The organism is Oribacterium sinus, from assembly GCF_014202695.1.
Taxonomy (GTDB): domain Bacteria; phylum Bacillota; class Clostridia; order Lachnospirales; family Lachnospiraceae; genus Oribacterium; species Oribacterium sinus.
Genome location: NZ_JACHHH010000004.1, coordinates 137,872 through 161,329, shown reverse-complemented (window position 1 = coordinate 161,329; position 23,458 = coordinate 137,872). Strand labels below are relative to the sequence as shown.

At 42.0% G+C, this 23,458-nt stretch carries 22 protein-coding genes and 1 pseudogene; 3 read left to right on the top strand and 20 right to left on the bottom strand.

From position 1 onward, the window contains the following. Nucleotides 1–9: 9 nt before the first annotated feature. The 15 genes from rplK to HNQ46_RS05180 form a co-directional block, all read right to left on the bottom strand. Nucleotides 10–435 carry a 50S ribosomal protein L11 gene (gene rplK / locus HNQ46_RS05250; RefSeq protein WP_007158181.1) on the bottom strand — a complete coding sequence of 142 codons (426 nt, stop codon included), beginning with the start codon at nt 433–435 and terminating at the stop codon, nt 10–12. 108 nt (nt 436–543) lie between these two features. Beyond that, nucleotides 544–1,074: a transcription termination/antitermination protein NusG gene (nusG, locus tag HNQ46_RS05245; protein WP_007158182.1), complete on the bottom strand. Its 531-nt coding sequence runs from the start codon at nt 1,072–1,074 to the stop codon at nt 544–546. A 10-nt stretch (nt 1,075–1,084) separates the two neighbouring features. Next, nucleotides 1,085–1,285, bottom strand: coding sequence for a preprotein translocase subunit SecE (secE, locus tag HNQ46_RS05240; RefSeq protein WP_007158183.1), 201 nt, complete (start codon nt 1,283–1,285; stop codon nt 1,085–1,087). Beyond that, nucleotides 1,285–1,434 carry a 50S ribosomal protein L33 gene (rpmG, locus tag HNQ46_RS05235; RefSeq protein ID WP_007158184.1) on the bottom strand — a complete coding sequence of 50 codons (150 nt, stop codon included), beginning with the start codon at nt 1,432–1,434 and terminating at the stop codon, nt 1,285–1,287. The genes secE and rpmG overlap by 1 nt, the downstream gene beginning before the upstream one ends. Nucleotides 1,435–1,624: 190 nt before the next feature. Further along, nucleotides 1,625–2,176, bottom strand: coding sequence for a prolyl-tRNA synthetase associated domain-containing protein (locus tag HNQ46_RS05230; protein WP_183683633.1), 552 nt, complete (start codon nt 2,174–2,176; stop codon nt 1,625–1,627). A 175-nt stretch (nt 2,177–2,351) separates the two neighbouring features. Further along, nucleotides 2,352–2,978, bottom strand: a complete 627-nt coding sequence (locus HNQ46_RS05225; protein ID WP_183683631.1) for a Fic family protein — start codon at nt 2,976–2,978, stop codon at nt 2,352–2,354. Between the two features lie 489 nt (nt 2,979–3,467). Then, nucleotides 3,468–4,292, bottom strand: a complete 825-nt coding sequence (locus tag HNQ46_RS05220) for a Spy0128 family protein (RefSeq protein ID WP_183683629.1) — start codon at nt 4,290–4,292, stop codon at nt 3,468–3,470. Between the two features lie 15 nt (nt 4,293–4,307). Then, nucleotides 4,308–5,051, bottom strand: a complete 744-nt coding sequence (gene srtB, locus HNQ46_RS05215) for a class B sortase (protein WP_040649613.1) — start codon at nt 5,049–5,051, stop codon at nt 4,308–4,310. A gap of 243 nt (nt 5,052–5,294) precedes the next feature. Beyond that, entirely contained in the window at nt 5,295–6,497 is a 1,203-nt protein-coding gene (locus tag HNQ46_RS05210) for a QVPTGV class sortase B protein-sorting domain-containing protein (protein WP_183683627.1), read from the bottom strand. Between the two features lie 419 nt (nt 6,498–6,916). Continuing rightward, the gene (locus HNQ46_RS05205; protein ID WP_183683624.1) at nt 6,917–12,004 is read right to left on the bottom strand and encodes a hypothetical protein; all 5,088 of its coding nucleotides are present in this window, start codon (nt 12,002–12,004) and stop codon (nt 6,917–6,919) included. Between the two features lie 477 nt (nt 12,005–12,481). Next, the gene (locus tag HNQ46_RS05200) at nt 12,482–12,889 is read right to left on the bottom strand and encodes a metal-dependent transcriptional regulator (protein WP_183683622.1); all 408 of its coding nucleotides are present in this window, start codon (nt 12,887–12,889) and stop codon (nt 12,482–12,484) included. Between the two features lie 245 nt (nt 12,890–13,134). Next, complete coding sequence (locus tag HNQ46_RS05195; RefSeq protein ID WP_183683620.1) at nt 13,135–13,980, bottom strand: metal ABC transporter permease; 846 nt, start codon at nt 13,978–13,980, stop codon at nt 13,135–13,137. Nucleotides 13,981–14,114: 134 nt separating this feature from the next. Next, complete coding sequence (locus HNQ46_RS05190) at nt 14,115–14,987, bottom strand: metal ABC transporter permease (protein ID WP_183683618.1); 873 nt, start codon at nt 14,985–14,987, stop codon at nt 14,115–14,117. Between the two features lie 100 nt (nt 14,988–15,087). After that, entirely contained in the window at nt 15,088–15,876 is a 789-nt protein-coding gene (locus HNQ46_RS05185) for a metal ABC transporter ATP-binding protein (RefSeq protein ID WP_183683616.1), read from the bottom strand. 12 nt (nt 15,877–15,888) lie between these two features. Then, nucleotides 15,889–16,977, bottom strand: a complete 1,089-nt coding sequence (locus tag HNQ46_RS05180; RefSeq protein WP_183683614.1) for a metal ABC transporter solute-binding protein, Zn/Mn family — start codon at nt 16,975–16,977, stop codon at nt 15,889–15,891. 472 nt (nt 16,978–17,449) lie between these two features. Here HNQ46_RS05180 and HNQ46_RS05175 point away from each other — a divergent pair, with 472 nt between their 5' ends. Next, nucleotides 17,450–18,124, top strand: a complete 675-nt coding sequence (locus tag HNQ46_RS05175) for a D-sedoheptulose-7-phosphate isomerase (protein ID WP_183683612.1) — start codon at nt 17,450–17,452, stop codon at nt 18,122–18,124. A gap of 305 nt (nt 18,125–18,429) precedes the next feature. On the opposite strand, the gene HNQ46_RS05170 is transcribed toward HNQ46_RS05175, so the two are convergent. The 3 genes and pseudogenes from HNQ46_RS05170 to HNQ46_RS12285 form a co-directional block, all read right to left on the bottom strand. Further along, nucleotides 18,430–19,728: an ATP-binding protein gene (locus HNQ46_RS05170; protein WP_183683610.1), complete on the bottom strand. Its 1,299-nt coding sequence runs from the start codon at nt 19,726–19,728 to the stop codon at nt 18,430–18,432. A 227-nt stretch (nt 19,729–19,955) separates the two neighbouring features. Further along, on the bottom strand, nt 19,956–20,255 hold the full coding sequence (locus tag HNQ46_RS05165) for a HigA family addiction module antitoxin (protein ID WP_040649615.1): 300 nt from the start codon (nt 20,253–20,255) through the stop codon (nt 19,956–19,958). Between the two features lie 12 nt (nt 20,256–20,267). Beyond that, nucleotides 20,268–20,378: pseudogene (locus HNQ46_RS12285) on the bottom strand (type II toxin-antitoxin system RelE/ParE family toxin); the annotation flags it as partial. A 242-nt stretch (nt 20,379–20,620) separates the two neighbouring features. Between HNQ46_RS12285 and HNQ46_RS12040 the strand changes: the two are divergent. Beyond that, entirely contained in the window at nt 20,621–20,806 is a 186-nt protein-coding gene (locus HNQ46_RS12040; protein WP_243155853.1) for a hypothetical protein, read from the top strand. Continuing rightward, the gene (locus HNQ46_RS05155) at nt 20,796–21,539 is read left to right on the top strand and encodes a winged helix-turn-helix transcriptional regulator (RefSeq protein ID WP_243155852.1); all 744 of its coding nucleotides are present in this window, start codon (nt 20,796–20,798) and stop codon (nt 21,537–21,539) included. Before HNQ46_RS12040 ends, HNQ46_RS05155 begins: the two co-directional genes overlap by 11 nt. A gap of 423 nt (nt 21,540–21,962) precedes the next feature. On the opposite strand, the gene HNQ46_RS05150 is transcribed toward HNQ46_RS05155, so the two are convergent. Together HNQ46_RS05150 and HNQ46_RS05145 are read right to left on the bottom strand one after the other, a co-directional pair. Further along, the gene (locus HNQ46_RS05150; protein WP_183683608.1) at nt 21,963–22,664 is read right to left on the bottom strand and encodes a D-glycero-alpha-D-manno-heptose-1,7-bisphosphate 7-phosphatase; all 702 of its coding nucleotides are present in this window, start codon (nt 22,662–22,664) and stop codon (nt 21,963–21,965) included. Next, nucleotides 22,654–23,442, bottom strand: a complete 789-nt coding sequence (locus HNQ46_RS05145) for a nucleotidyltransferase family protein (protein ID WP_183683606.1) — start codon at nt 23,440–23,442, stop codon at nt 22,654–22,656. Before HNQ46_RS05145 ends, HNQ46_RS05150 begins: the two co-directional genes overlap by 11 nt. Nucleotides 23,443–23,458: the final 16 nt, after the last annotated feature.

Here is a 23,458-nt window from a genome sequence, read left to right as displayed (position 1 = left end):
CTCCTTCTTTTACTCTTCTACCTTAACACCCATAGATCTGCAGGTACCTGCGATCATGGACATTGCAGATTCTAATGATGCAGCGTTTAAGTCTTTCATCTTAGTCTCGGCAATCTTCTGAAGGTCAGCCTTGGAGATAGTAGCAACTTTATTCTTATTTGGCTCGCCTGAACCCTTCTGCAGCTTACAAGCTTTCTTAATGAGAACAGGAGCAGGAGGAGTCTTTGTAATAAAGCTGAAACTTCTATCTGCGTAAACGGTAATAACAACAGGAATGATCATGTCCCCTTCATTAGCAGTTCTAGCATTGAACTCCTTAGTGAAGGCAACGATGTTAACCCCGTGCTGTCCTAATGCAGGTCCAACGGGGGGTGCTGGAGTTGCTTTTCCAGCGGGAATCTGTAATTTAATGTATCCTTCTACTTTCTTTGCCATATAGGCACCTCCTTGTGGTAATTGCGGGTAAACCCTCCCACGAGCTTGCTTTGCAAGCGGTGGCTAAATGTACTCCATGGGATAAAATCCCTCGGGTATTACCAAATCTTATCTTAACTTCTGTACTTCACCATAGGAAAGCTCAACAGGAGTATCCCTACCGAACATTTCCACGTTAATGGTGACGGTCTTCTTCTGGTCATTGATTTCTGTAATGACACCAACGGTATCCTTCCAAGCACCGGAGACTACGCTTACGGTGTCTCCCTCTGCGAAGTCAACCAAAACTTCAGACTTTCTATAGCCTAAGGTCAGTATCTCTTCCTCAGAAAGGGGGACCGGCTTCGATCCGGGACCGACGAATCCGGTAACGCCTCTGGTATTTCTAACCACATACCAGGTTTCATCGTTCATCACCATGTTCACCAGAACATATCCCGGGAACATCTTCTTGTCGGTTTTCTTCTCTACGCCATTCTTTACTTCAATAACCGGCTGCATGGGAACGCTGACCTCTAAAATCACATCTTGAAGACCACGGTTGTCAATGGTCTTCTCTAAGTCCATCTTCACCTTGTTCTCATAGCCGGAGTAGGTATGGGCTACATACCAACGGGCTTCTGTGTTCTTCTCTGCCATATTCCCACCTTTACTTTACAAGAATCAATCCAAGACCCCACTTCATAGCAATGTCTAAACCTGTAATCAAAAGGCCTACCAACACACTAAGAACGATGGTTGCAACAGAGTGCTTAATCACTTCCTGACGTGTGGGGAAAACAATCTTCTTAAATTCAGATTTTAACCCTGCAATGAATCCGGCTCCTCCGGATTTCTTTTCATCTTGCATTACTTTGTCTCCTTATGCAGCGTGTGCTTCTTACAGAACTTGCAAAACTTTGTTACTTCCATACGCTCCGGATGAAGCTTCTTCTCTTTGGTAATAAAGTAGTTTCTCTGCTTACATTCTGTACATGCTAATATAATCTTTGTACGCACGGCTTTCACCTCCAATGATTTTTAACTTCGCATGACTACGAAATTAGTGCATAAAAAATAGGGCGTTGCCCCAAGTTCTGCTATAGGATAGCATGGAGACTTGCCCTATGTCAAGGAGTTTCGATGTTCTTAACGCTTTATTTTTCGATGTTCTTACCGTTTTATTTACACTTCGTCTTTTTCTATTGTCCTATTCCTCGCCCTTTAATTGCACCTCTGTCTTATAGTGCTTTGTGGACTTTAAGAACTTGCCAAAAAGATCGGATGTCTTCACCTTCAAGGTGGCAATGTTATGGCAGGGATGGGCACAGAGATATTCTTCCTTCATCAGATCCTTATCCACCAAAAGCTCTACCAGATCCTCTTTATCATGAATCAGTCCGAAAATGGAGGAAGAGCCCGGTGTACATCCCAGCACCTCTTCCATCTCCTCCGGTTCAGCAAAGGAAAGACGGGATACGCCAAGCTGTGCGGAAAGCTCCTTGGTTTTAAAGGGCTTATCTCCCGGCATCAGGAGCAAATAGTAATAGCTATGCTTACCGTTGGTTAAAAACAGGTTCTTGAAAACCTTTGCTCCCAAAGCTTCTTCGATGGGAATACAATCTTCCATGGTATGCGCCTCAGGATGGTCTACTCTCTCATAGGCAATGCCCTGCTTGTCCAGATAATCGTAAACCGCAAGCTCCTTCTTGCTTCTGCCTTCATTCTGTGCCGGTCTTCCTTTTTCTACTTGTAATGCCATCGGACTTTTCCTCCATTTTCTTTCATTGTTCGGGTTTTCTTTTCAACACTTTTCAAGTTTCTCAAGCTACTTTTTTCATCTGCCCCCAAGGATAGATTGATAATTTCTTAACCACTATACCATAGAATGAGGAAAATGTTTTAAAGTTCTTCCGATTTACAGAGATAGTCTATAATCACATCGAAAGTATGCAAGTCTTTAAGCATTCCTTTAGCTCCTTACTGTCTCCCGTATCATAATACTGTAATAGAGTCTCGTTAAACTTCTCTCCTTCAGACTTTCCGATACTCAGAATGCCCATCCCTGCTTCCATAAGTATTTTGCTGGCAAATATTGTTGCTGTTCTTTTGTTCCCATCCCAAAAGAGCTGATGATAGACGATATAGCAAAAGCTTTCCAATGCTTTCTCAACCGTATCGGATATGGAAAGAATCTTATGTAGCTGTTCCTTTACTTCATCTTCCCTGGGTATTTCAGGCATATACTCCGTTCCGCTGATGCCGACTTTGCCTGTTCTCAAACTTCCCCAAGCCAAGCTTTCATTGCGAGATACCATTTCGTTTAATTTACAAAGGAAGTCATAGTTTGTCGTGCTTTCAAAGTTGTTGATACAATAGCGCCAGGCATCTCTTAGGTTCAGCACTGTCTGTATATCGGAAACCGGTACCTGATTCACGATTCCGCCATCCAATATAGTCTGCGTCTGAGGGAAGGTAACGTTCACACCTTCAATGTAAGCGGTATTAAAGACCAATTCTGTAAATAATTTTTTTGCCAAAAATACTGTTGTTTTTTTATCCATTGCTATCCTTTGCTCTATATTTCTATTTTTACCTTATATTCTTTCTTTTACATGCTTATATTTTTGTCCTATATGTAAGATGTAGCCTTAAAAGTTCTTATCTTTGCATAACTCAGCTTTTTAAGCATACAACCTGTGAATATTTATAGCCTGTAAATATTTATAGCTTATGATTTATTATAGTACAAAAAACTTCCAAGCAGAACTTGGAAGTTTTTTAGAACAAATAGATTTTCATCTAGGACATATAGCACCATGTCCCACGGTGTCACACCAGTTGCTTCTACAACTTTTGCACTTATATTTTTTAGGATAAGCATTAGGTGCTTTTCACTTCTTCCTCTTTCGCTCAACTTAAGCTATGATTCGTCAATGAAGTTGCTTAGCCTGAAGTGCCTTTCGGCTTGTCCATCCTTGGGTTTTTGCGATTCTGAAAAAATCGCATCGAATCAAATCCTTAGTTGATTGTATATGGCTGAATCTTTAGATTTAGCCTCTATTCTCTTTCTTCTGTCCCTGCTTTTTATAACCAAGTCCCCAGAAAAGAAGAGACATGAGGGATAATGCTGCAAAGAGTCCGTATAATGCCATGAAGCTTGCATCTCCAGTTGCTACCTGTCTCAATGCTCCCAATACTTCAGGAACCTTTGGCTCTCTGTCTACGCCGAGAACTCCGGGTTCTACGCTACTAGGTCTTGTTGCACCAAGTACGGAAGGGTTACTGGGATTCGGGTTCGGGTTTGGATTAGGATTTGGCCCCGGATTAGGTCTTGGATTTGGACCGGGGTTAGGTCCGGGATTAGGATTTCTGTTATAACGGTTATAGAAAGAAATATCTCCGTGCTTTGCAGAATTCTCTCCGGTTCCTACCCAGAACACCGGTAAAATATAAGGAGATACTGCATTCCCATTGGCATCTCTAGTAATTTCCGTAGTCTTTACCAAAAGTGTATAGGTTCTACTGTCGTAGGTGAAATTACTTTGTGTTCCTACAGTCTGCTTGATTGTATACTTGTAGTCACCTTCTGTGGTATATATAATCTCCGGAAATTCCAGGATATAGTCCTTAGCTCCGTTTCCTGTAACGCTAACCTGATTTGGTGATGGTAGTGGAGCGTTTGGATTGGAAGGATCTCTTTCAATCGTCACTGTATAGGTTTCCTCCGGTGCAGCGCCTGATGTGCTAATCTTTACCGGAATCTTTAAGCTTGCACTTTGCGCAGCTGCCTGGGATGAAAATCCCAATCCTGCGGAAAGGAATAGCACCGCTGATAATACTGTACCAGCCTTTATTAAAATGTCTTTTGCTTTCATTTCCGTTTTCCTCCCTTATGGGTTTACTCTTGCGAACAAAACAACCCTACCATTTGTTTCCAGTGATACACAGGTGGAGAGTGACATAATCTGATCGCTTTCCTTTAGCCCGATATCTCTAAAGTTTGTGGAATTTTTTTTCAAATATTCCACCAGTTCCATGATGTGTCCCTTTTTGCCTTCTACCTGATAAATCATACGGTCATAGGCATCACACTCGATAGCGGCAAAAACTTCCATCTTCCGCGCTCTGCCATCCGGCATAAAAAGATTTCCCGTGAGATGCTTATCGAAGTAATCTTTGTCGATATACTCCATTACATCTCCGTACATTCCCCCGTTATCCATGTGGTGTCCATAAGTCAGCATATAGGGGTCCGAAAAATCCGCCTTATTATAGGCACTTAAGAAAATTGACCCTGAAAGGGAAAATTCTCCTGTTACATCCCTGTTTACATACTCCAAATCGTCTTTTCCCTGAACCATGGGGTAGTCAATGTGGGTTCCGTCAATGGTTATCCAGCCTCTTGTATCCGGATTAATTTTTAGTAACTCTTCCAGACTTAATCTGGTATCTTCCGGATTCTCCACTGAGGGCTTGTACTTTAATAAATCTCTTCCTAGGAATGCACCCGACATCGTAATGTAAGTGTCCCAAAGGGAGTATCCACCAAAGGCCAGCATGGTAACCATGAGGACAATAGCCAGGATTGATAATACTTTATCTCCGGCTCTAGCGGCTTTTGCTGCTGTGTTCATTCCTTGTCCTTTCCACTCCTTTTCCTGCTGTACACCGTGTGTACATGGGTTCCTTGAAGCTTTCAAAAAACCAATCTACATACGATTTTCAGTATCTCTTCCGGGTGGCAAAGCCACCCGGAGATTTTGATACTGATTCAAAATATCTTGTTCTCTTACTTTCGCGCTATTTTTGGAGAAGAAGAATTTATGCTCTACGGTAAGTTAACGCCATATTCTGAAAACATTATAAGTCAGAAAGAATTATTCCTCTTCCTTCTTGCGGTTCATGAATACTACACCTAATCCGCCAGCTACTGCAAGCATCATAGCGTAAGGAGCAACATTCATTACGATACCGGTAGGAGTAGTTACATCCTTAGTGTTCTTGATGTCTACTTCTGCATCGTCCTTTACAGCGTTGAAGCTAGCTGTAAGTCCCTGAACATCAAGTTCCTTAATGTAGGACTCTTTTCCTGCAACAGCTCCTGCAGTCATTACGTAAGTAGTAGCACCCTCTCGTACGAATACCTTATCGCCCTTGGTTAATCCGGTGATGGTGAATCCGCCGTTATCTCCAACAACAATCTTTGCAGACTCACTACTTGCTGTGAATGCCTTAATGCCGTTTAAGTTAACATCTCCTTCAGGCTCAACATTGTATAACTCAGCACCCTTCTGTCCATTACGATCACCAGGAACCACTGTTACATAGAACTCGAACTTATCGCTGTGGTTAGCAACTTTTCCAAGAATTCTCTTTCTAACAGTTACCTCGTGAGTTGTATCATACGGATTCTCGGGAGGTGTTCCGGGAGTCTCGGGAGGTGTTCCGGGAGTCTCTGGAGGTGTTACAGGAGGAATATCCGGATTCTCAGGTGGTGGAGTTTCTCTACCATAGTTGTTGTCTACGCCTTCAACCTTGGTGTTATCAGCTTGTCCGTTAGCCTTCTTAACACGAACTACCTTGGTGATGAACTGAGTAGCATTGTTCTCATCTACATACTTTAATACATAAATCTTAAACTTAGACTTTGTGTAGTAGATACCCTCGTACTTGTCATCTACCTCTTCCATATCATACTCATAGTATCCTAAGTCACCAAACTTAGACTCATCTACATGGATAGTAGCATTGGACTTAAAGATACCGAAATCTGCACCGGTCTCTTCTCCAAACTTCTTAGCTTCCGGAGCGAATGTAGCACCTGTAATGGTAACACCGTTAGCAGGTCCCGGCTTAGTAGCCTCAGTTACATTTTTTCCATCTTTTTCAAACTTATAAGTTCCAGCTTGAGCTGCAGGGGTAACCTTAAAATTAAAGGTTGTGTTTGGTGCAAGAGTCTTACCATCGGTGTGAACTCTCTTCTGGAATGGAACGTCCTGCGCAAAAGCAGGTACTGCCATAGACATTACCATCATTCCGGATAATGCCAGAGTAGCAAGCTTGTTTAAATTCTTTCTCATCTTGTTCTCCTTTTTTAAAAATAGTAGAAACGTTGTGTGATTTATAATTAGAAGGCGCGACCCTTCGAATTATTAAAGTGACTTGTTGAGTTTCAGCTCACGTTGTATCGAGATACATCCTTCGGCTCCGTGGGCGTTCCCTCGCCAATTTACCATGCCGTACCATGCCTGAACCTCCTTTCTTTTTCCTAAGAAAAAAGACTTATATTTGTTTTGTCTTTGCCGATAGTGTATCTAAAGGCAATTATTCAGTCCGCTTCTGCTACAGATGCAGCTGTTGTAGTGACGCAGGAGTCGCCATTTCAACTCCTTTCGTCGGTCTTCTGTTACGAAGTTCTTTTCCAACTTCTGTCCTGCAACAGATGTATCTGTAGCAGAAGCGGGTGAATGTTTAATTGAGAATGTACTGAAGAGGAGTTTTATGCTTCTCTTCTTTTTTTGCTAATGGTGAGGTATGCTCCTGCCATCGCTACAAATCCGAAGATTCCGAAGAGGTATGGAGTGATGTCTCTTACAATACCGGTTGCCGGAGCAATCTTATTGGCTTTGTTTACAAAGGTAACATAATAATCAGTCTTTGCGCTGAATCTAAAACATGTATACCAGTGAGTATCATCATGATTTTCTATAATAACTGAACATACTCTACCAATCGTTTTTCCCACTTCATCTACAGAAATACCCGGTTCCAAGTACCCCGGAAGCACTTTCTCGGCATAGTCATAGTCTAAATTCTCATCTAATTCAAATTCCAGCTTCTGGTTAGCCTTTAGTTGGAAGTGGAATGCATACTTCTTAGGCGTTGTTGTTTGGTTAGGTGGAATTTCGACTATATCGATTATTTTGCTTCTTATGTTGCTTGGGAAGCTTTTCAATACATCTTCCATTTCTGTTTTGCTAAGTGGATCACCATTTACAGTTTCTCCATTTACTTTATGTCTTGGATGATAAAGTCTTAAGTAGAAATCAAAGGTTGTTTTGTCTTCTTCCGGTGTCAAGTAATTGCCGGTGTAAATATTCTTAACTTTCTTTTCAATAGTAACTTTTTTCTTTGGATTTTCTTTTTCGTAGGTATTTTTGATTGTTACTACTTTACCGTCTGTTAACTTAAATGCCTCTTCATTGGAATCATTTGATGACTCCTTGAATTCATATTTAAGATTAGCGAAGTTCTCAGATACATTTATATACTGATAAGATTTTCCTGAAACAGTTTCCTTAACCTTATATTTCTTACTTGGATCCAGACCAGTTATTGTATATCCCAAGGATAATCTATCATACTCTTTGATGTACTGAACCTGATGTCTCTTTACAGTAATATCGCCTACCTTGATGATTCCTTCTTTGCTTTGATCTTCGCTGTTGCCATCTTGATAAAGCTTGAAGCTGACATACTCTTTTTCTGTGCCATCATCTTGTATTTCATATACTGTAAACTTGATATCTTTTAATATCTCAATACCCAGCTTAGTAAATCCGGAAGCCGCATTATTTCCATTGTTTTTGCTCTTATTGTCTGATGTTATATAACCATTTCCATCAAGGCCAACAATCTGCTTTTCGATTTTGAAATCTCGGCTTTGAACTTTCACTATTGGTTTGTTATAGGGCTTTTCTTGAGGTTTTCCTCTCCAACTATAATTGAATTTTGCTTCATCATTGGTGAAGAGTCCATGAATATCTGTAGACGCCCCATATTTATTAGCATCTCCATATACCCTGCCGTTTAGATAGGTTTTGTAGATATCATTCAAATCAGTTCTCTTCATTCCCTGATCTGTTTCCGCCAAACCTTTTCTAAGCTTTTCATAAGCTATCTTACTAGGCTTAATCTTAGCTGTAAGACGAATTTCATAGCCTGCCGGTAATTCAAAATTCTTTGGATCTGTCTCTAGACTGATTTCCTGTCTATTTTTTACACTGTTCCAATGCTTTTCTGTTACCAGCTTATTTAAGCCAAGTTTGTTGTACTCTGCCGGTGTTAAGGCATTTCCATCAGCCTCTACATTATTTTCCTTTAGCTTATAGATTTCCGCAACAAGCTCTGTATTTGCTACTAAATCCACGTTTTCACTAAAGGTATCATTAATTGTAATGTTCGTTGCTTTCTTTGGTGCAATCTTATCAGATAACTGCTTAAAGCTATTTGCAAGATTTTCAGGTGTGGATCCATCAAAAATCTGACCGTCTGCACCTATTGCAAGTGGTGAACCGGAACGAATAAACTTTCTATTCCCTATGCTAGCCCACTTTGGATCCAAGTCATAACCATGCTCCTCGGTTAACTCTCTCAAATGCTTCCAGTTTTGCTGGTTACCAACTCCAATTGTATAGAAGGCGGAATATCCTCCTACTTGAGCCAAATATCCTCTTGCCTGATTTAGACCTACTCTACTGAAATCTCTACCATTTCCATAAGTATAGCCTTTTGCTAAGTTCTTTTCGTATTGGAATCTATCATTTCCAAACTTGAATCTCATGATTGTATCATCATAAAGACCGTCTGTAGTTGTATAGCTATAAGTAGGATCTCCATCAGATATCATAATGTATATCTTCTTGGCATCAGATCTAGGCGCATTGCCATCTCGAATTTTGTCGTTTGGTATTGCTGTTTTTCCAAATCCGTCCAGAACATATCTTAGTCCAATGATTCCTGCTGAGTAGTTTCTTCCATCTACCTCATTTTGATTTTCAGGCAAGCTCTTCAGTCTCTGCTTAAACTCCGCTGCATTTTTTGTATAACCATAAATTTCAGCATCGTTATAAGGAGTATCTTCAATTGTAAGATCATTCTCTCCAATAATAGGAACGCTGTATTTCTTAATTTCTTTTCCGTTCGCATCCATAACCGAAACATTCTTATATACAAATCGGTTATCCGCTACATTGACTGTTCTATTTCCTCCGAATCCTACAAGCGCATATTGCAGATCGTAGTTTTCATTTTGGGAGAGGCTATCTACTAACTTATTGATTTGCTCATTAACTTTAGCTTTACGACTATTTCCTGATTTGTCATAGTCATTACTCGTATATCGAGCCAAGCCATTTTCCGTGCCGAATGGTAAATTCATACTTCTTGTAGTATCTACAAGGAATACAACATCCAACTTTTCTTTGTTCTTATAGCTTGCCTTAGCCGTTAAAGTCAAATCATAGGTTCCATCAAGATTGTTGGTAATGTACTTTTCATTACTTTCTTCATGCTCATCCGTGATGGTTTGTCCCGTTTTATTTTCTAAGTCATAGACAAAATAAAATTCATATGCGCAATTCTTTTCGTAATGAGCTGTTCCTTTTCTCAGTGTGTACCAAACATATCTTTGCCCATCAATGATATAACCCAAATTATCAATCTTACTTATACCACTGCGAAAATTTCCGTTATATTTTGTATTAGCGTCTTGATTATATTTATAATTTATATCGAAATAATCATTAGTGTGCCCATTAACTATTTTATCAAGATTATCTAAACCCGGTTTATATGGATAAGCAGCCAGAAAATCATATCCGTTGAATGTTTTATACGCCTCTCCTGATTTATTGCTCTTATCAAAGATATTAATATCACCTTGAGCATCACCGGGCACTTCCAACTGCCAAGTTTTTGGATCTGATTTCTCTTTTTTAATATACTTTTCCAACCCTGTTTTATACGTTTTTACTGTCCTAACCGTTGGCCCAATTTCATTAAAGTTCTTATCCACATAATGGAATATAATTGGTGGGCAATACTGTACAGCGCTGTCATTCCAGTTAATCTGATATAGCGAGAAAGAATCCACAACAAACTCTTTAGTGATTATTTCTTCTTTATTTTCTTCTTTTACCAAAGGTTCTGTAGTTTCATTAAGTTCTGTAGCCTCTTCATTTTTAGCCTTTAAGGACTGAACCACTACTTCAACTTTTTCAATGGCTTTTGTTTCATCATTTTCCACCAAATGATGAATGGAGATTTCATCAGAAGACACTTCTGCCGGCAAAGCCTTTTTATCAATGCTAATTCTTACCGATACCGGAGACTTAGGCTCTACTTCTACAGCGCTGTCTTTCTTATCCACAAAGCGGATATCCAAGCTAGCTGCATCGTCGTAGATAGAATGCTCCTTCAGAACCTTAACCTGCTCTTCGGAAAGCTTTTCTCCTTCTGCTTCTTCCTCCGGCTTGAAGAGACGCTTTGCTTCTAATACTACATCGCCGTCAAATGCCGCTTCGTCGTAGAATACCTGTACGTTACCGAATCCTTCGATTTCTACGTTCTGGCTCTTTCTACCAAGTTCGTTCAAGCTGTACTGGGTAAAACGAATAGATTGTAATTCAGGAAGGATTTCTTCACTGTGCTCTGTAATATCTTTCAGAAGACTGCTGTCTTCTACAACCGCTTTCTGTGCTTCTGTTGCCTTTTCAGCCTGAGCTGTCTCGGCTTTAGCTGCTGCTTCTTTAACTTCCGCTTCAGTAGCTTCTACTCTAGCTTCTGTCGCTTCCTCGGAAGCTTCTGTCTTCACCTCAGCCTTAGCTTCAGTGGATTCCGCTACTGCTTCTGCAGCGGTACTTACGATTGCTACTTCAGAATCATCCTTACGTGCTTCTTCGGAAGCCTTGCTTTCTTCTGTAGCTTTAGTTGCTTTACTTTCTACCACTTCCTGCTTAGCTTCGGCAGAACTCTCTTCTGCCTTGGAAGCTTCTACAGTCTGTGCTTCTGTGCTTTCCACCTTAGCTTCTGTAGCCTTGGCATTCTTAGCTTCTGCCTGTGCCTTCTTGGCATCGCCCAAGAACTGCTTGAACAGGCTTGTCTTGGAAGCTACGGTTACTTTCGGATATTTATTACCATCAACAGAGAGCTGGAAGGTCATTCTTTCTGTAGACTTGTTCTCATACACGAAGGTGATGAGCTCGCTTCCGGTTAACTCTGTGTTTCTTTCAAGGTTACTGTCAGATGCTTTCTCTTCTGTTAAGGAAACTGTTGTTGCTTCTTCTTTCTTGGGAAGAAGTCCTGCTACTGCACTCTCTTTACTGTAGAGCAGTAAGCTTTCTTTACTTTCCTTACGAACTAATCTGTCTAAGTCCTTCGCATCTCTTTCTACATAAATCTGTAAGCCGGCTTCTTCAGCGTTCAGGCTTTCTTCCAGGTTCTCGGCGATACTGTTCAGAGGAATGTTGTAAATCTCTTTCTCTCCATCAAAGTACTCTTCGAACTCTGTCGCCAGTTCCTGATCCTTACTGTAGGAACGAAGATTGCTCTTCCCTACTTTCTCGCCCTTCAGGATAGCCTCTGTAGCTGCTCTCCGAAGATCCGCACCAAGGAGCTGTACCTTTACCTGGCTTCCGCTTACTTCGATTTCGTTATTCTGTTCGGTGTGAGAGGAATCTGCTCGTCCGGAAATGGTAAGTCCACGATAGCCGGTGAACAAAAGACAAGCAATCATCAGCAAGGATAACTTCTGCTTGAATCCCTTCTTCATCTTCCCTATATAATTATTTCTACGATAATTCTTCATGCCATCGACCACCTTTTTCGTACTGTTGGGTTTACGATTCTTTGAAAGAATCCGAAAGCTTTCTTTCAGACTTTCGAAAAGTTCTTAGACATTCTTAGACTTTCCGGAAGTTTCCTTTAAGATTGCTTTTCCACTTTCTTAGAATCTTCTTTCCTTATTCTTACTCAGTACAGTTCAGGCTCGATGTTGCGGGCGTTCCTTCTCTGTATCCCGTATTCTAGCAAAAGCAGTTTTTATTTCAATAGACTTTGCGCGAAAGGCCCTTTAAATGTCATGAAAAGGGTTTTTCCCGTTTTATCCTATTTTTCGCCTATTCAAAATGCTTTAAATATTTTCTCGTTCCTTCGATTTTCTGTGCAAAATTTCTTAATATTTTTTTAGTTTTTTCTTGTTTCTTTTTCTTCTCAGCTGTATTTTCGCGCAAAATATTCGGAAGAAGTCCTTTCTCCCTATATTTACACGCACAAAAAAGAGTTCTTACGCCTTGTCTTCATTTTCATAGATGATTGCCCCGTGGGGACAGGTCTTTGGAAAATGTAAATATGCGTTCAAACGTTCTATCAGCTTCTCATCGCTGATGTGCTCCAGCTGCTCCGCCTGTTCGTGGACTTCCGCTTCTTCATATTGAAGCTTGGTCATCAAAAAGCTTTCCCACAAACGGTGTCTGCTTAAAATGCGTTTGGCGATCCGCTCTCCCTCTGCGCTCAAGGATAGCTGTCTCCCCTCTGCTACTACAAAACCTTCTTGAATCAGTTTCTTCACCATCTCTGATGCTGATGCCCTGGAAACTCCCAGACTATCCGCAATTCTCTGATTACTGGCCTCTCCTTCGCGTTCAGCAATCTTAAAAATCGCTTTGATGTAGTCCTCCCGGTTCTGTGTCATCTGGCCTCCTGTATAGACTCTTACTACAGACCTCTTCCTTTCTTTTTCTGTGTTGCATAGTCGCAATTATTCAATTTTTTTCTTCTCCATTACAGGGAATATAAACCCTTTCTAAATAAAACGCAAGCGTTTCCGTCATTATTCCCCATTTTAATATTTTCACGCCATTTATTTAAGCAATATTCTTAAATTGCAAGTTTTTTGCTTTGTGAAAATAGACTATGGCTGCCTTCTTCTCTATAAAATCACCCGGCTTTTATAGGAATGGTAGCTCCTTTTCGATGTGCCTTCTTCCATTCATTTTGTATCAACCCGTCCAGCATACCGACAAAGGCGCAGCATCCGGATAGAGAGATGTTGAAGCGAAAGGATAGCATTAACGCCACTATAGCGTGTAGCAGAGCAAAGGCTATGCTATAGAGAATACATTCCCGCAGATTCCTGCTGTATAGTCTTGCCACGGCAATGGGAGCTACAAAGAGGGAAATGGTCAGGATTCCTCCCACCGTATCAAAGGAGGATATGCTTGTGATGACGATGCAAAAGAGCAGGGCATAATGAAGACGTCTTTGACTTTTTGACATTTGCCCCGCCTCCTCTCCTTCAAAAAGCAGCTTCTTCATGGGACGGTAGCTAATCAGCAGAAAGGCGGTGTTTAAGACTAGACAGAACAACATTTTCCAAAAAGCGACAGGCATCCCCAGCGTTCTTTGGAAGGGTATCAGGAAGGGATTTCCCATCAGCACCATATCCGTGTCCAAATGGACGTTCCGGTAGTATAGGCTTAATAGGAGTATGCCCAGGGCAAAGAAGAGGGGGAAGAGAAAGCCCAGGCTCTCCTCTCTTTTCCAACGAAGCTTTTCCTGTAGCAATTCTATGCAATAGAAGGTGAAGAGGGCGAAAACCCCTGTGCCCAAAATCAGTAGGGGGGAGGACAGGTCTTTGATGAGGCTAAAGCTTAGGACGATCCCCAATAGAGAGGTGTGGGACAGGGCATCTATGGACATACTGCAATTTCTATAATAGACATATGGACTGAGCATGCCTGTGGCTATAGCGCAGAGAAGAAAGACCAGACAGATTTCCGGCATGGCACTCCTTTCTTATGGGAAGAAACTTTTCAGTGGTTTTAGGAAGAAACTTTTCAGTGGTTTCAGAAAGAAACTTTTCAGTGGTTTCAGAAAGAAACTTTTCAGTGGTTTCAGAAAGAAACTTTTCAGTAGTTTCATGACAATGTTTTGTGACCTAAGCTTTGGATGCCGGCACGGAGCTCTTTCAGGATAAGCAGTAGCATAAGGCTTCCCCCCATCAGTACGATGATGCCGGCTCCGGTGGAAAAGCCTTTTTGGCTTAGGCTTAGGCCTGTTCCCAATAGGGAATAGAATAGGGATAGCAGTCCCGCCAGCAGGAAAATGACGTTTCGCCTTCCGGACAGCTCTCTGGCAAAAAGCATTGGCAGAACCAAAAAGGATGCCATCAGAAGCACCCCCAGCATCTTGATGCCCAAGGCAAGGAGGGGAATCAGAAGAAACCGGAGCAGGATATGCATTTTCCTCTCCTCCACCCCCAGAAATTCTCCATATTCCGGATCAAAGCAATATAGGCAAAATGCCCTTCTAAATAAGAAGAAAAGACTTAGGCTAAACAAGCTCCAGAAGAGAATCAGAACAAAGTCTTCCTTCTGCAGGAAGGCTGCGGAGCCGAAGAGAAAGCTTTTCAGGCCGGATTGGGAGGCTTTGGCAAAGTGGGGATTTCCCGTGATTACAGTTTTTAAAACCATTCCCAGTCCGAACATTCCGCTTAGGCTTAGCGCCAGGGCGCTTTCTCCCCGCATCCCCTGCCCTCCCTTCGTGAGGCTTTGGATAATGCGGAGAGTACAAAAGGCTGTAAACGCAGCGCCCAGTGCCAGAATCTTAGGGGACTTGGTGGCAAAGAGCATATAGGCCAGTATGACACCGGGATAGGTGCCGTGTCCCAGGGCATCTCCCAGCAGGCTTTGCTTTTTATAGAGAAGAATTCCTCCGATGAGGGCAGCACTGAGAGCCAGCACCCCCAGGGGGAGGGCAATCACAAAGAAATCATAGGATAAAAAGAACATAGGCTTTCGCTTTCTATGGGGAAGCTTGCTGTATCGGGAAATCTCATTTATAGTGCAAGCCTCTTATGGAGAAATAGCAATTTTCTTATGCAGACACGGTTTAGTATGAAAAAATAGCTTCTACGTTTTCAGGGCTCAATACCTCTTCAGCTCTTCCGAAGCCGTAACTTCCCGCCTTAATCCACAGGATATAATCAAAGTTCTCCTGCAAACGGCTCAGATCGTGGTGGATGCAGAGGATGGTCTTTCCCATTTTCTTGAATTCCTTCAGCTTTTCCGTGATGCTTCGTTCGCTTTTTTGGTCAATGGCGGCGAAGGGCTCATCTAATAGGAAGAGTTTGGCTTCTTCCGCCAGAGCTCTCGCCAGGAAAACCTTCTGCTTCTGCCCTCCGGAAAGTTGGCTAATCTGCCGTTTTCGTAGTTCTGTTAAGCCCATTTCCTCCAGTGCCTTGTCTCTTTTCTCCCGATCCTCATTTCTAATAGGAAGAAACCAGCCTCGTTTTTTGTAGGACGCCATCTCTACCACCTCTTCCACAGTGATGGGAAAGTCCCAATTTACCTTGGTGCTTTGCGGAATATAGGAAAGGTAATTTTTTGCTTTTTTCCCTTCTTCTCCGAAAATGCGGACGGTTCCGGCATTTTTCGGAAGAAGCCCCAGCACCGCCTTCATCCAAGTGCTTTTTCCGGCGCCGTTGGGCCCGATAATGGCGGTCATACTTCCTTCCGGAATCTCTACGGATAGTCGGGACAGCACTTCCTTTTCCCCGTAGGAGACGGAAAGTCCCTGACAGGAAATGGCGGAGGGCATCACAGACGTGTTCGTAAGCATGGCTTCACTACCGGCTTGTGCGTGGGAGAATTGCGCCAAGGAAAAGTTCTCTGCATCCATCCTCTTCTCCTTCTATTTCAGGTGGTCTACAATCAGGTCTACGTTGTAGCGTACCATAGTGAGGTACGTGTCTCCCGCCTCTCCTCGGAGTCCCAAGGAGTCGCTAAAGAGTCCGCCCTCTCCTTCCTTGTCTCCTTCCACCACCTCTACGGAAAAGCCCTTTTCCTTGCAGGATTCCTGGAGCTTCTTCATGCGCTGGGGGTCGGTAGTGGATTCCGTGAAAATGGCTTTAATCTTATGGTCTACGATAAATTGCGCGGTTTCCGCCATATCATAGGCGGACACTTCGCCGTCCGTGCTTACCCCTTGGGGCGCTTTCACTTCTATACCGTAGGCTCTGGAAAAATACTGGAAGGCATCGTGGGGGGTAAGCAAGACTCTACTCTTCTCAGGAATCTCCGCCAGTCTTTTCTTGGTGTATGCTTTCAGCTCTTCCAGTTCTTTTTGATAGGCTTCTTTTCTTTCTTCGATAATAGATTTTTCCTCCGGAAGCTTTTCTTCCAAAGTTGCCGCCATGGTGGAGACTGCCTGTGCATACAGGTCTTGGTCAAACCAAAAATGGGGATCCGGCACATCTTCTCCTTGGAAGGCCTGAATGACCTTATCCTCCGGAAAGTCCTTGGAAACCATGACGCCCCCCTGTGCCTTCAGAGCATCCTGCATTTTCCCCTCAAAGTGTAAGCCGTGGTAGAAAAGCAGCTGGGCACTCTGCATCTTCTTTAAGTCCTCGGGCTTCGCCTCGTAGGTGTGGGGATCCTCTCCTCTTGGGATAATGCAGCTGATTTCCACGCTGTCTCCTCCCAGCACCTCCGCCATATCCTCTAAGAAGCTGGTGGTGACGCAGAGCTTGAGCTTATCCTTTGCGCCGGTGGAGCTTGCGTCTTTGGATTTTTCGTCTGTCGAGTTTGCATCAGGAGACTTTGCTTCCGGGGAGTTTGCGTCTGTAGAATGATCTTCCGCTTTATTGGTGGATTGGTTTTTGGATAGACTTCCGGATTGGCTTTCCATGGCTGCTCCACAACCTGCGGAGAGGGCAGTCACCAGAACCAAGCCCAGGAGTCGTTGGAATATGAGCTTTCCGTAGGAGACTTTCTTGTTCATTGTTGTTTTTCCTTTCCTTTGATTTTTCGTTTTCGTATTGCTGTTTCTTGATTGTTATTTCTTGATTGCTACTTTTTAATTGCTGTTTTTTGATTACTACTTTTTGATTGCTACTTTTTGATTACTACTTTTTAATTGCTACTTTCTAACTGTTGCTTCTCCATTACTACTCCTCGAATGCATAATCAGTATTATTTATCAAGTTTAGTATTTTACTTGTATTATTTGAGAAGCTTTATTCTTTTTGTAAGGTTATCCTTACAAGTGATTCTATTACTTTGTATACAAGATTGCAAGAACTTCTTTTTCACTTTTGCTCCTTTTTCTTATTTTTCCAAAAAATAGGCAAAAAATCAGAAAGAAGAAAAGACTGGAAATGAAAAATACGCTACAATGAGGATTGATAGAAGTTAAAAGAAGAAAAATACATTTTCCGTAAAAGAAATACCGAAGTTCAAAGGAGGAATGGGCAATGGCTATAGAAATAAAGAACAAAAAAGAAGAACAGGCGAGGGAGGAATTGACTCTCCTGATACAGCGTTACCCGGTACTTTCCGGAATCGAAGAGAATATCTGGCAGGCTTTTACCATGATGCGGGATAGCTACGATAAGGGAGGCAAGCTTCTGTTATGCGGTAACGGGGGCAGCTCCGCAGATACGGATCATATCGTAGGCGAGCTGATGAAGGCCTTTTGCAGTAAGCGCCCTTTGGCGCCTGAACTTCTGTCCAACGTAAAAAAGCTCTTCGGAGAAGAGGAGGCCTCTTACTTCGAAAAGCATTTGGAGCAGGGACTACCTGCCATTTCCTTCAGCAGTCAAACTGCACTGCACACTGCCTTCAGCAATGACCAGGACGAAACGCTGTTTTATGCCCAGTGTCTCCTTGGCTACGGTAGGCCGGAGGATCTGCTCTTTTGTATCAGCACCTCCGGAAATGCCAAAAATGTTTCTTATGCGCTAAAGCTTGCCAAGGCTATGGGCATCCCCAGCATTTTACTGACAGGAAAGGACGGGGGAAAGGGCAGAGCGATTGCGGACCTTTCTTTGATTGCGCCGTCCAATGAGACGTATCAGATTCAGGAGTTGCATCTGCCGATTTATCATGCTTTGTGTTTGATGCTGGAGAGGTATTTCTTTGCCGCATAAGGGGGACTGTAACTATTAAAGAAATAAGCTCCGATGCAGTATGGACATGAAATCGGGCACGCTCCCGCTAACTTCGCCTTCGCAGTGAGGGACTGTATTTTTTGTAACAGTGCGCTCTGATGCAGTATGGGGCTGTATTCGGGACACGCTCCCGCTAACCTCGCCCTGCAGCGGTACTAAGCGAAAAACTGCAGTACCTTTGTTTTTCGCAAGTACCGGCGGGCTCAGATTGTCCCTATTACAGCCCCATACTGCATCTGTCGCTTCCACTCATTGTTTATACAGTCCTTCACTTCATAGGCTTTCTATAAATCTATAGCTCCTTCATCCAGCAAAAACTGCTCTACGCCAAGGTAAAGAATACCGTCTTCATCATGCTTTGGGAGGATATAGTCTTTTACAACGACTATTTTTCTAAAGAAATCTCCGGACTGCTTTAAGGAGGCTGTTTCCTGTGCTCTTTTCTCCGGACTGTCTACATGTAAGGCTGACTGAATATAATATTTATTACTTCCTCTTTTCACTATAAAATCAATTTCCAGATTTTTCCGTGCTCTTTTGCCCTCTTCATTTTTATAGTTTTGCTCCACTACGCCCACGTCCACATTTAAGCCACGCATACGGAGTTCGTTGTAAATGACATTTTCCATAATGTGCGTCATTTCGTTTTGTCTAAAATTCAGTCTGGCATTTCTGAGACCGATGTCGGAAAAATAATATTTGTAGGGTGAAGAAATGTATTTTTTCCCTTTCACATCAAATCTTCTGGCTTTTTCCATCAAAAAGGCATCAATAAAATAATCCAAATAAGTGCTGATAGTTAGCTGAGAGATTTTGATATTTTTTTCCGATTGAAAGGTATTTTCCAGCTTTCTTGGATTGGTAAGGGAGCCAATGGAAGAGGAAACAATATCCAGTAAATCTTCCAGGATAAAGGCTTCTTTGCCAATACGGTTCCTCTCCATCACATCTTTAATATAGGTATTCTGAAAGAGATTTTTCAGATATTCGCTTTTTTCTTCCGGCGTTTTCCTGCTAAGGACGGTAGGCATCCCGCCATATAGACAATATTCTTCGAAAGCCAGTCTGGGATCTCCCTCATAGCAGGAGGAAAACTCTGCAAAGGAAAAGGGATATACTCGAATTTCATCCCCTCTGTCCCGAAACTGAGTCAGAACATCAGAGGACAGCATCTTTGAATTGCTGCCGGTAATGTAAATATCCGCATTGGGAAGTTTCATCAGGCCTAAAACAAGGTCTACAAAGCCAATTTTATTTTCACTGTTTTTGATATAAGGATTCTCTACTTCTTCCACAAATTGAATCTCGTCAATAAAGATGTAGTAGTTTTGTTCCGGCTGCATGCGCTCCCGAAGGTAAGCATCCAGCGTAAGGGGATTTCTATACTGCATGTTGTGAAGCTCATCCAAAGCTATAGTAATGATTTGTTCCTCTTTGATACCAAGACTAAGCAAATATTTTTTATACAGAGTGAATAATAGGTAAGACTTTCCGCATCGTCGAATACCGGTGATGATTTTTACCCTTCCATTATCCTTTTTATTGATTAAACGCTTTAAATATCTTGGTCTTTGCACTTCCATAGGTTTCTCCTATTTTATATTTTTGTGTAAATGCACATTTTTATAAAATGTTTTTTCCATTATAAAGGTAAAGGATGGAAAGAACAAGGGAGTACCGCAGACTTGCGATACTCCCTTCTAACAAAAGAAACTGTAAATATAAAAACTATGTTGTATGCAATATAGAGCTGAAAGAGGGGTAATCTGAGCCTGCTACATTCTTGCTACAATTCTCTTTTATAGTACCATTATGCATATTGTATTGTTTTAATTTGCTGTAGTTCGAGATCAAGCTTTCTTTTTTGCATTCGAATATCGATGTCGTTCTGCATATTGATGAAATACTCATCCGAAACACCGAATAACTTCGCGAGTCGGAGAGAGGTATCAATCGTGATTTTTCGTCTATTATGCAGAATGTCTTGGATTCTGGAAACAGGAACATGAATTGCTTGTGCAATGCCATATGCGCTTAGTTCCATCGGCTCCATAAATTCTTCTCGAAGGATTTCACCAATGCTTGGTGGCTCAATATAATTTAATTCCATAACTTCTCCTTTTTAGTGGTAATCCACAATCTCAACGTTTCTGGCTTCTGCAAGATGAAAGCTAAAGCACAGCCGAAATTGTTTGTTGATTCGAATACTATATTGCCCTGCTCTATCACCGGATAGTTTCTTTGTCCTTACATGTTGTAATCATAAATCAAAATATACCTTTTTAGCGTGTATATGTCAATGCTACGGTGGAGTAAGCCATAAAAGACTTTTTCTTCTTATTATTGTCTATTTTATAAAAATTTGAATTTCATAATTTTATAAAATGGAACGTCTATATGTAAAAATATTAAGCTTTCTGCCGGAGTTTTGGAGCAATCAAGATTAATAAATATACTGTACCTACCAATTTCGAAGTGGAAAAAAATCCTCTAAAAACTGCTTGTGCCTTTGCCAATAACTATATGAACAATGAGATAGGCTTATTGTTTGTTGGTATTGAAGAAGTCGATAATAAAGAAACGGGAGAAAAAGCAATTCCTAAAAGACCGATAGAGGGAATAAAAGAGTCTAAAGTTGAAGGGATTGAAAATGAATTTTGACGGTCCGGTTTGGATACAGGCAAAACAAGTCAGTAAATATTTTGAAGATAATATTATGGCTTCATATACCATACGAGAAGCAGATCAAATCGAGCATAAGATTGTCTATAACTATCCTCTTACAGCATTTGAGGAACTTGCTACGAATGCCATTTTACATAAGGAATACGATACGCCTGAATATGTAGGAATATATATTTACAAGGACAGAAGTTCTTTTGTAAATCATAATAGACCACTCCCTCCTGTAACCATTGAAGCTCTTAACAAGGACAGAAGTTTTGATAGAAGGCAGTATCTCAACAAAGAACTTAAAGATATGTTCTTCTCCCTTAACTTAATAGAGTCTTACGGTTCAGGTATACGGCGTGCAAAGGATGCACTGTTTGAAAATGGTTCTCCTGAGCTTAAGTTTTACCCGGATAATGAAGAAGATAACTATACAAATGAAGTTATAGGAATAAATAAAGAATTTTTGAATGAGTTTAATAGTAGTAGTTATGAAAAAACTACCACGAAAACTACTACTAAAACTACCATAAAACAGGAAGAAATTATTAAAATAATTGCTGAAAATCCTCACATTAGCGCGAACGAAATGGCAGAAAAATTAAACCTTACTGTTGATGGTGTACGTTATCATTTAAATAAAATGAGGAAAGCAGGACTTATTCGATATGAGGGTTCAACAAAATTAGGTCAGTGGGTAATTATGAAGCTAAATAGTAAATAACCTGTCCTTTCAAAAAATCCACCAGCTTTCTACAGAAGTTATGGATCAATCAAGAAAAGTAAGCGACATTAAAATGTCGGTTTGAATGTCGGTTTGAATGTCGGTTTAACAAAGTACAAGGGAGTATCGCAGGCTTGTGATACTCCCTTGTTCTAAAAGAAGCTGTAAATATAAAAACTATGTTGTATGCAATATAGGGCTGAAAGAGAGGTAATCTGAGCCCGTCAGTAGATTTAGAAAGCCTGCTCAGCGAAAGACTGTAGAACTTTGCATGTCAAAGCGACTGATGTAGTATGAGGCTGTAACAGGGACAATCTGAGCCCGCCGGTACTTGCGAAAAACAAAGGTACTGCAGTTTTTCGCTTAGTACCGCTGCAGGGCGAGGTTAGCGGGAGCGTGTCCCGAATACAGCCCCATACTGCATCAAAGCACACTGTGCAAAGAATACAACTCCCTCTCCACAATCCATCTTGCGGCTTCTTCTAAATTTTCAAAATAGGGAGGACAGGGCTTTCCCGCCTCTTCTATCTTTCTTTTCTCTTCTTTCCCGTATCCGGTAGCCAGAAGAATGGGCTGTACGCCGAAGCTTTCTCCGGCTTCACAGTCCAGAATTTTATCGCCAATCATATAGGAATGGGAAAGCCAAGCTTTTCGCTCTGCTTGCTTGTTCCCCTGCTCCAACGCTTCCCGTTCTTTCCGACTTAAGCGGTAAGGGCTTTGAATGAGAAACTCTTCTTCATTTTCCTGCAATAAATCCCACTCCGCCTGATAGAGCATTCCGGGATTTGGCTTTCGGCAATCACATTCCCTTTGATACTCCCCTATCCCCTTCGGGTGGTGGGGACAGTAATAGATGCCTTTCAGGAAAATGTCTCTCTTTTTAAGCTCTTCTCTTAAAAAAAAATGCAGGGCTTCCGCATCCTTTTCTCCGTAATAGCCACGCCCGATTCCAGCCTGATTCGTCACCACCACCAGCTGAAAGCCGGCTTTTGACAGGATAGATAGCCCCTCTAAAACATGGGGGAGAAAACGAAAATCCTCTACCTTATGTAGGTAAGACACTTCCTCATTAATGGTGCCGTCCCGATCCAGGAAAACGATTTTTTGCAATACTTTATCTGCCATGCTTCCCCTGCTCCACATCCAAAATAAACTGTCGGTAATCTTCGGGAATGCCGATATCCATGAAATAGCCATGGAAGGGAAGGCCGAAGATCCGTTTTCCTTCAGAAAGCCATTTGGGGATGCAGTCCTGTTCCAGGCTCTGCTTTCCCTCAGGAATTTCCGCAATCAGGCTCTTCTTCATTACATAGATGCCTCCATTGATTTCCCCGGATAAGGACTTTGGGGAAGCCGACGCTGCTTGCTGAGCGTTTCCCTCTATCGGCTGTTTCGAGCCTTCACCAGGCTGCTGCCCACCATCTCCCAGCTTCTCATTCCATGCCAAAATTCGGCCTGCTGAATCTCTTCGCACAGCACCGTAGCGGGAAATATCCGGTACCGCTCTGGTGGCCAGGCTGAAATCTCCGTCATTTTCCTGATGAAAATGATAGAGTCCCTGATAATCCATGGGGAAATAGGTATCCGCATTCAGCACCAGTACATCTTCCTCCAAAATCTTCGGCAGAGCGTTTCGGATGGCGCCCCCGGTGCCTAGTGGCTCTTCCTCATAGGAATAGGCAATCTTTAGGCCGAAGGCGGAGCCGTCCTGAAAATACTCTTCAATCATCTCCCCCATATAGCCCAGGGCAAAAATCACTTCCGTAATACCCTTGTCCCGGAGCATTTCCAGAAGGTACTGCAAAAAGGGCTTTCCGCAAATATCCGCCATGGGCTTGGGACGGTCTGCCACCACGGAACGAAGTCTGGTGCCCATTCCTCCACATAATAAGATTGCTTGCATTTTCCCTCCCTATAAA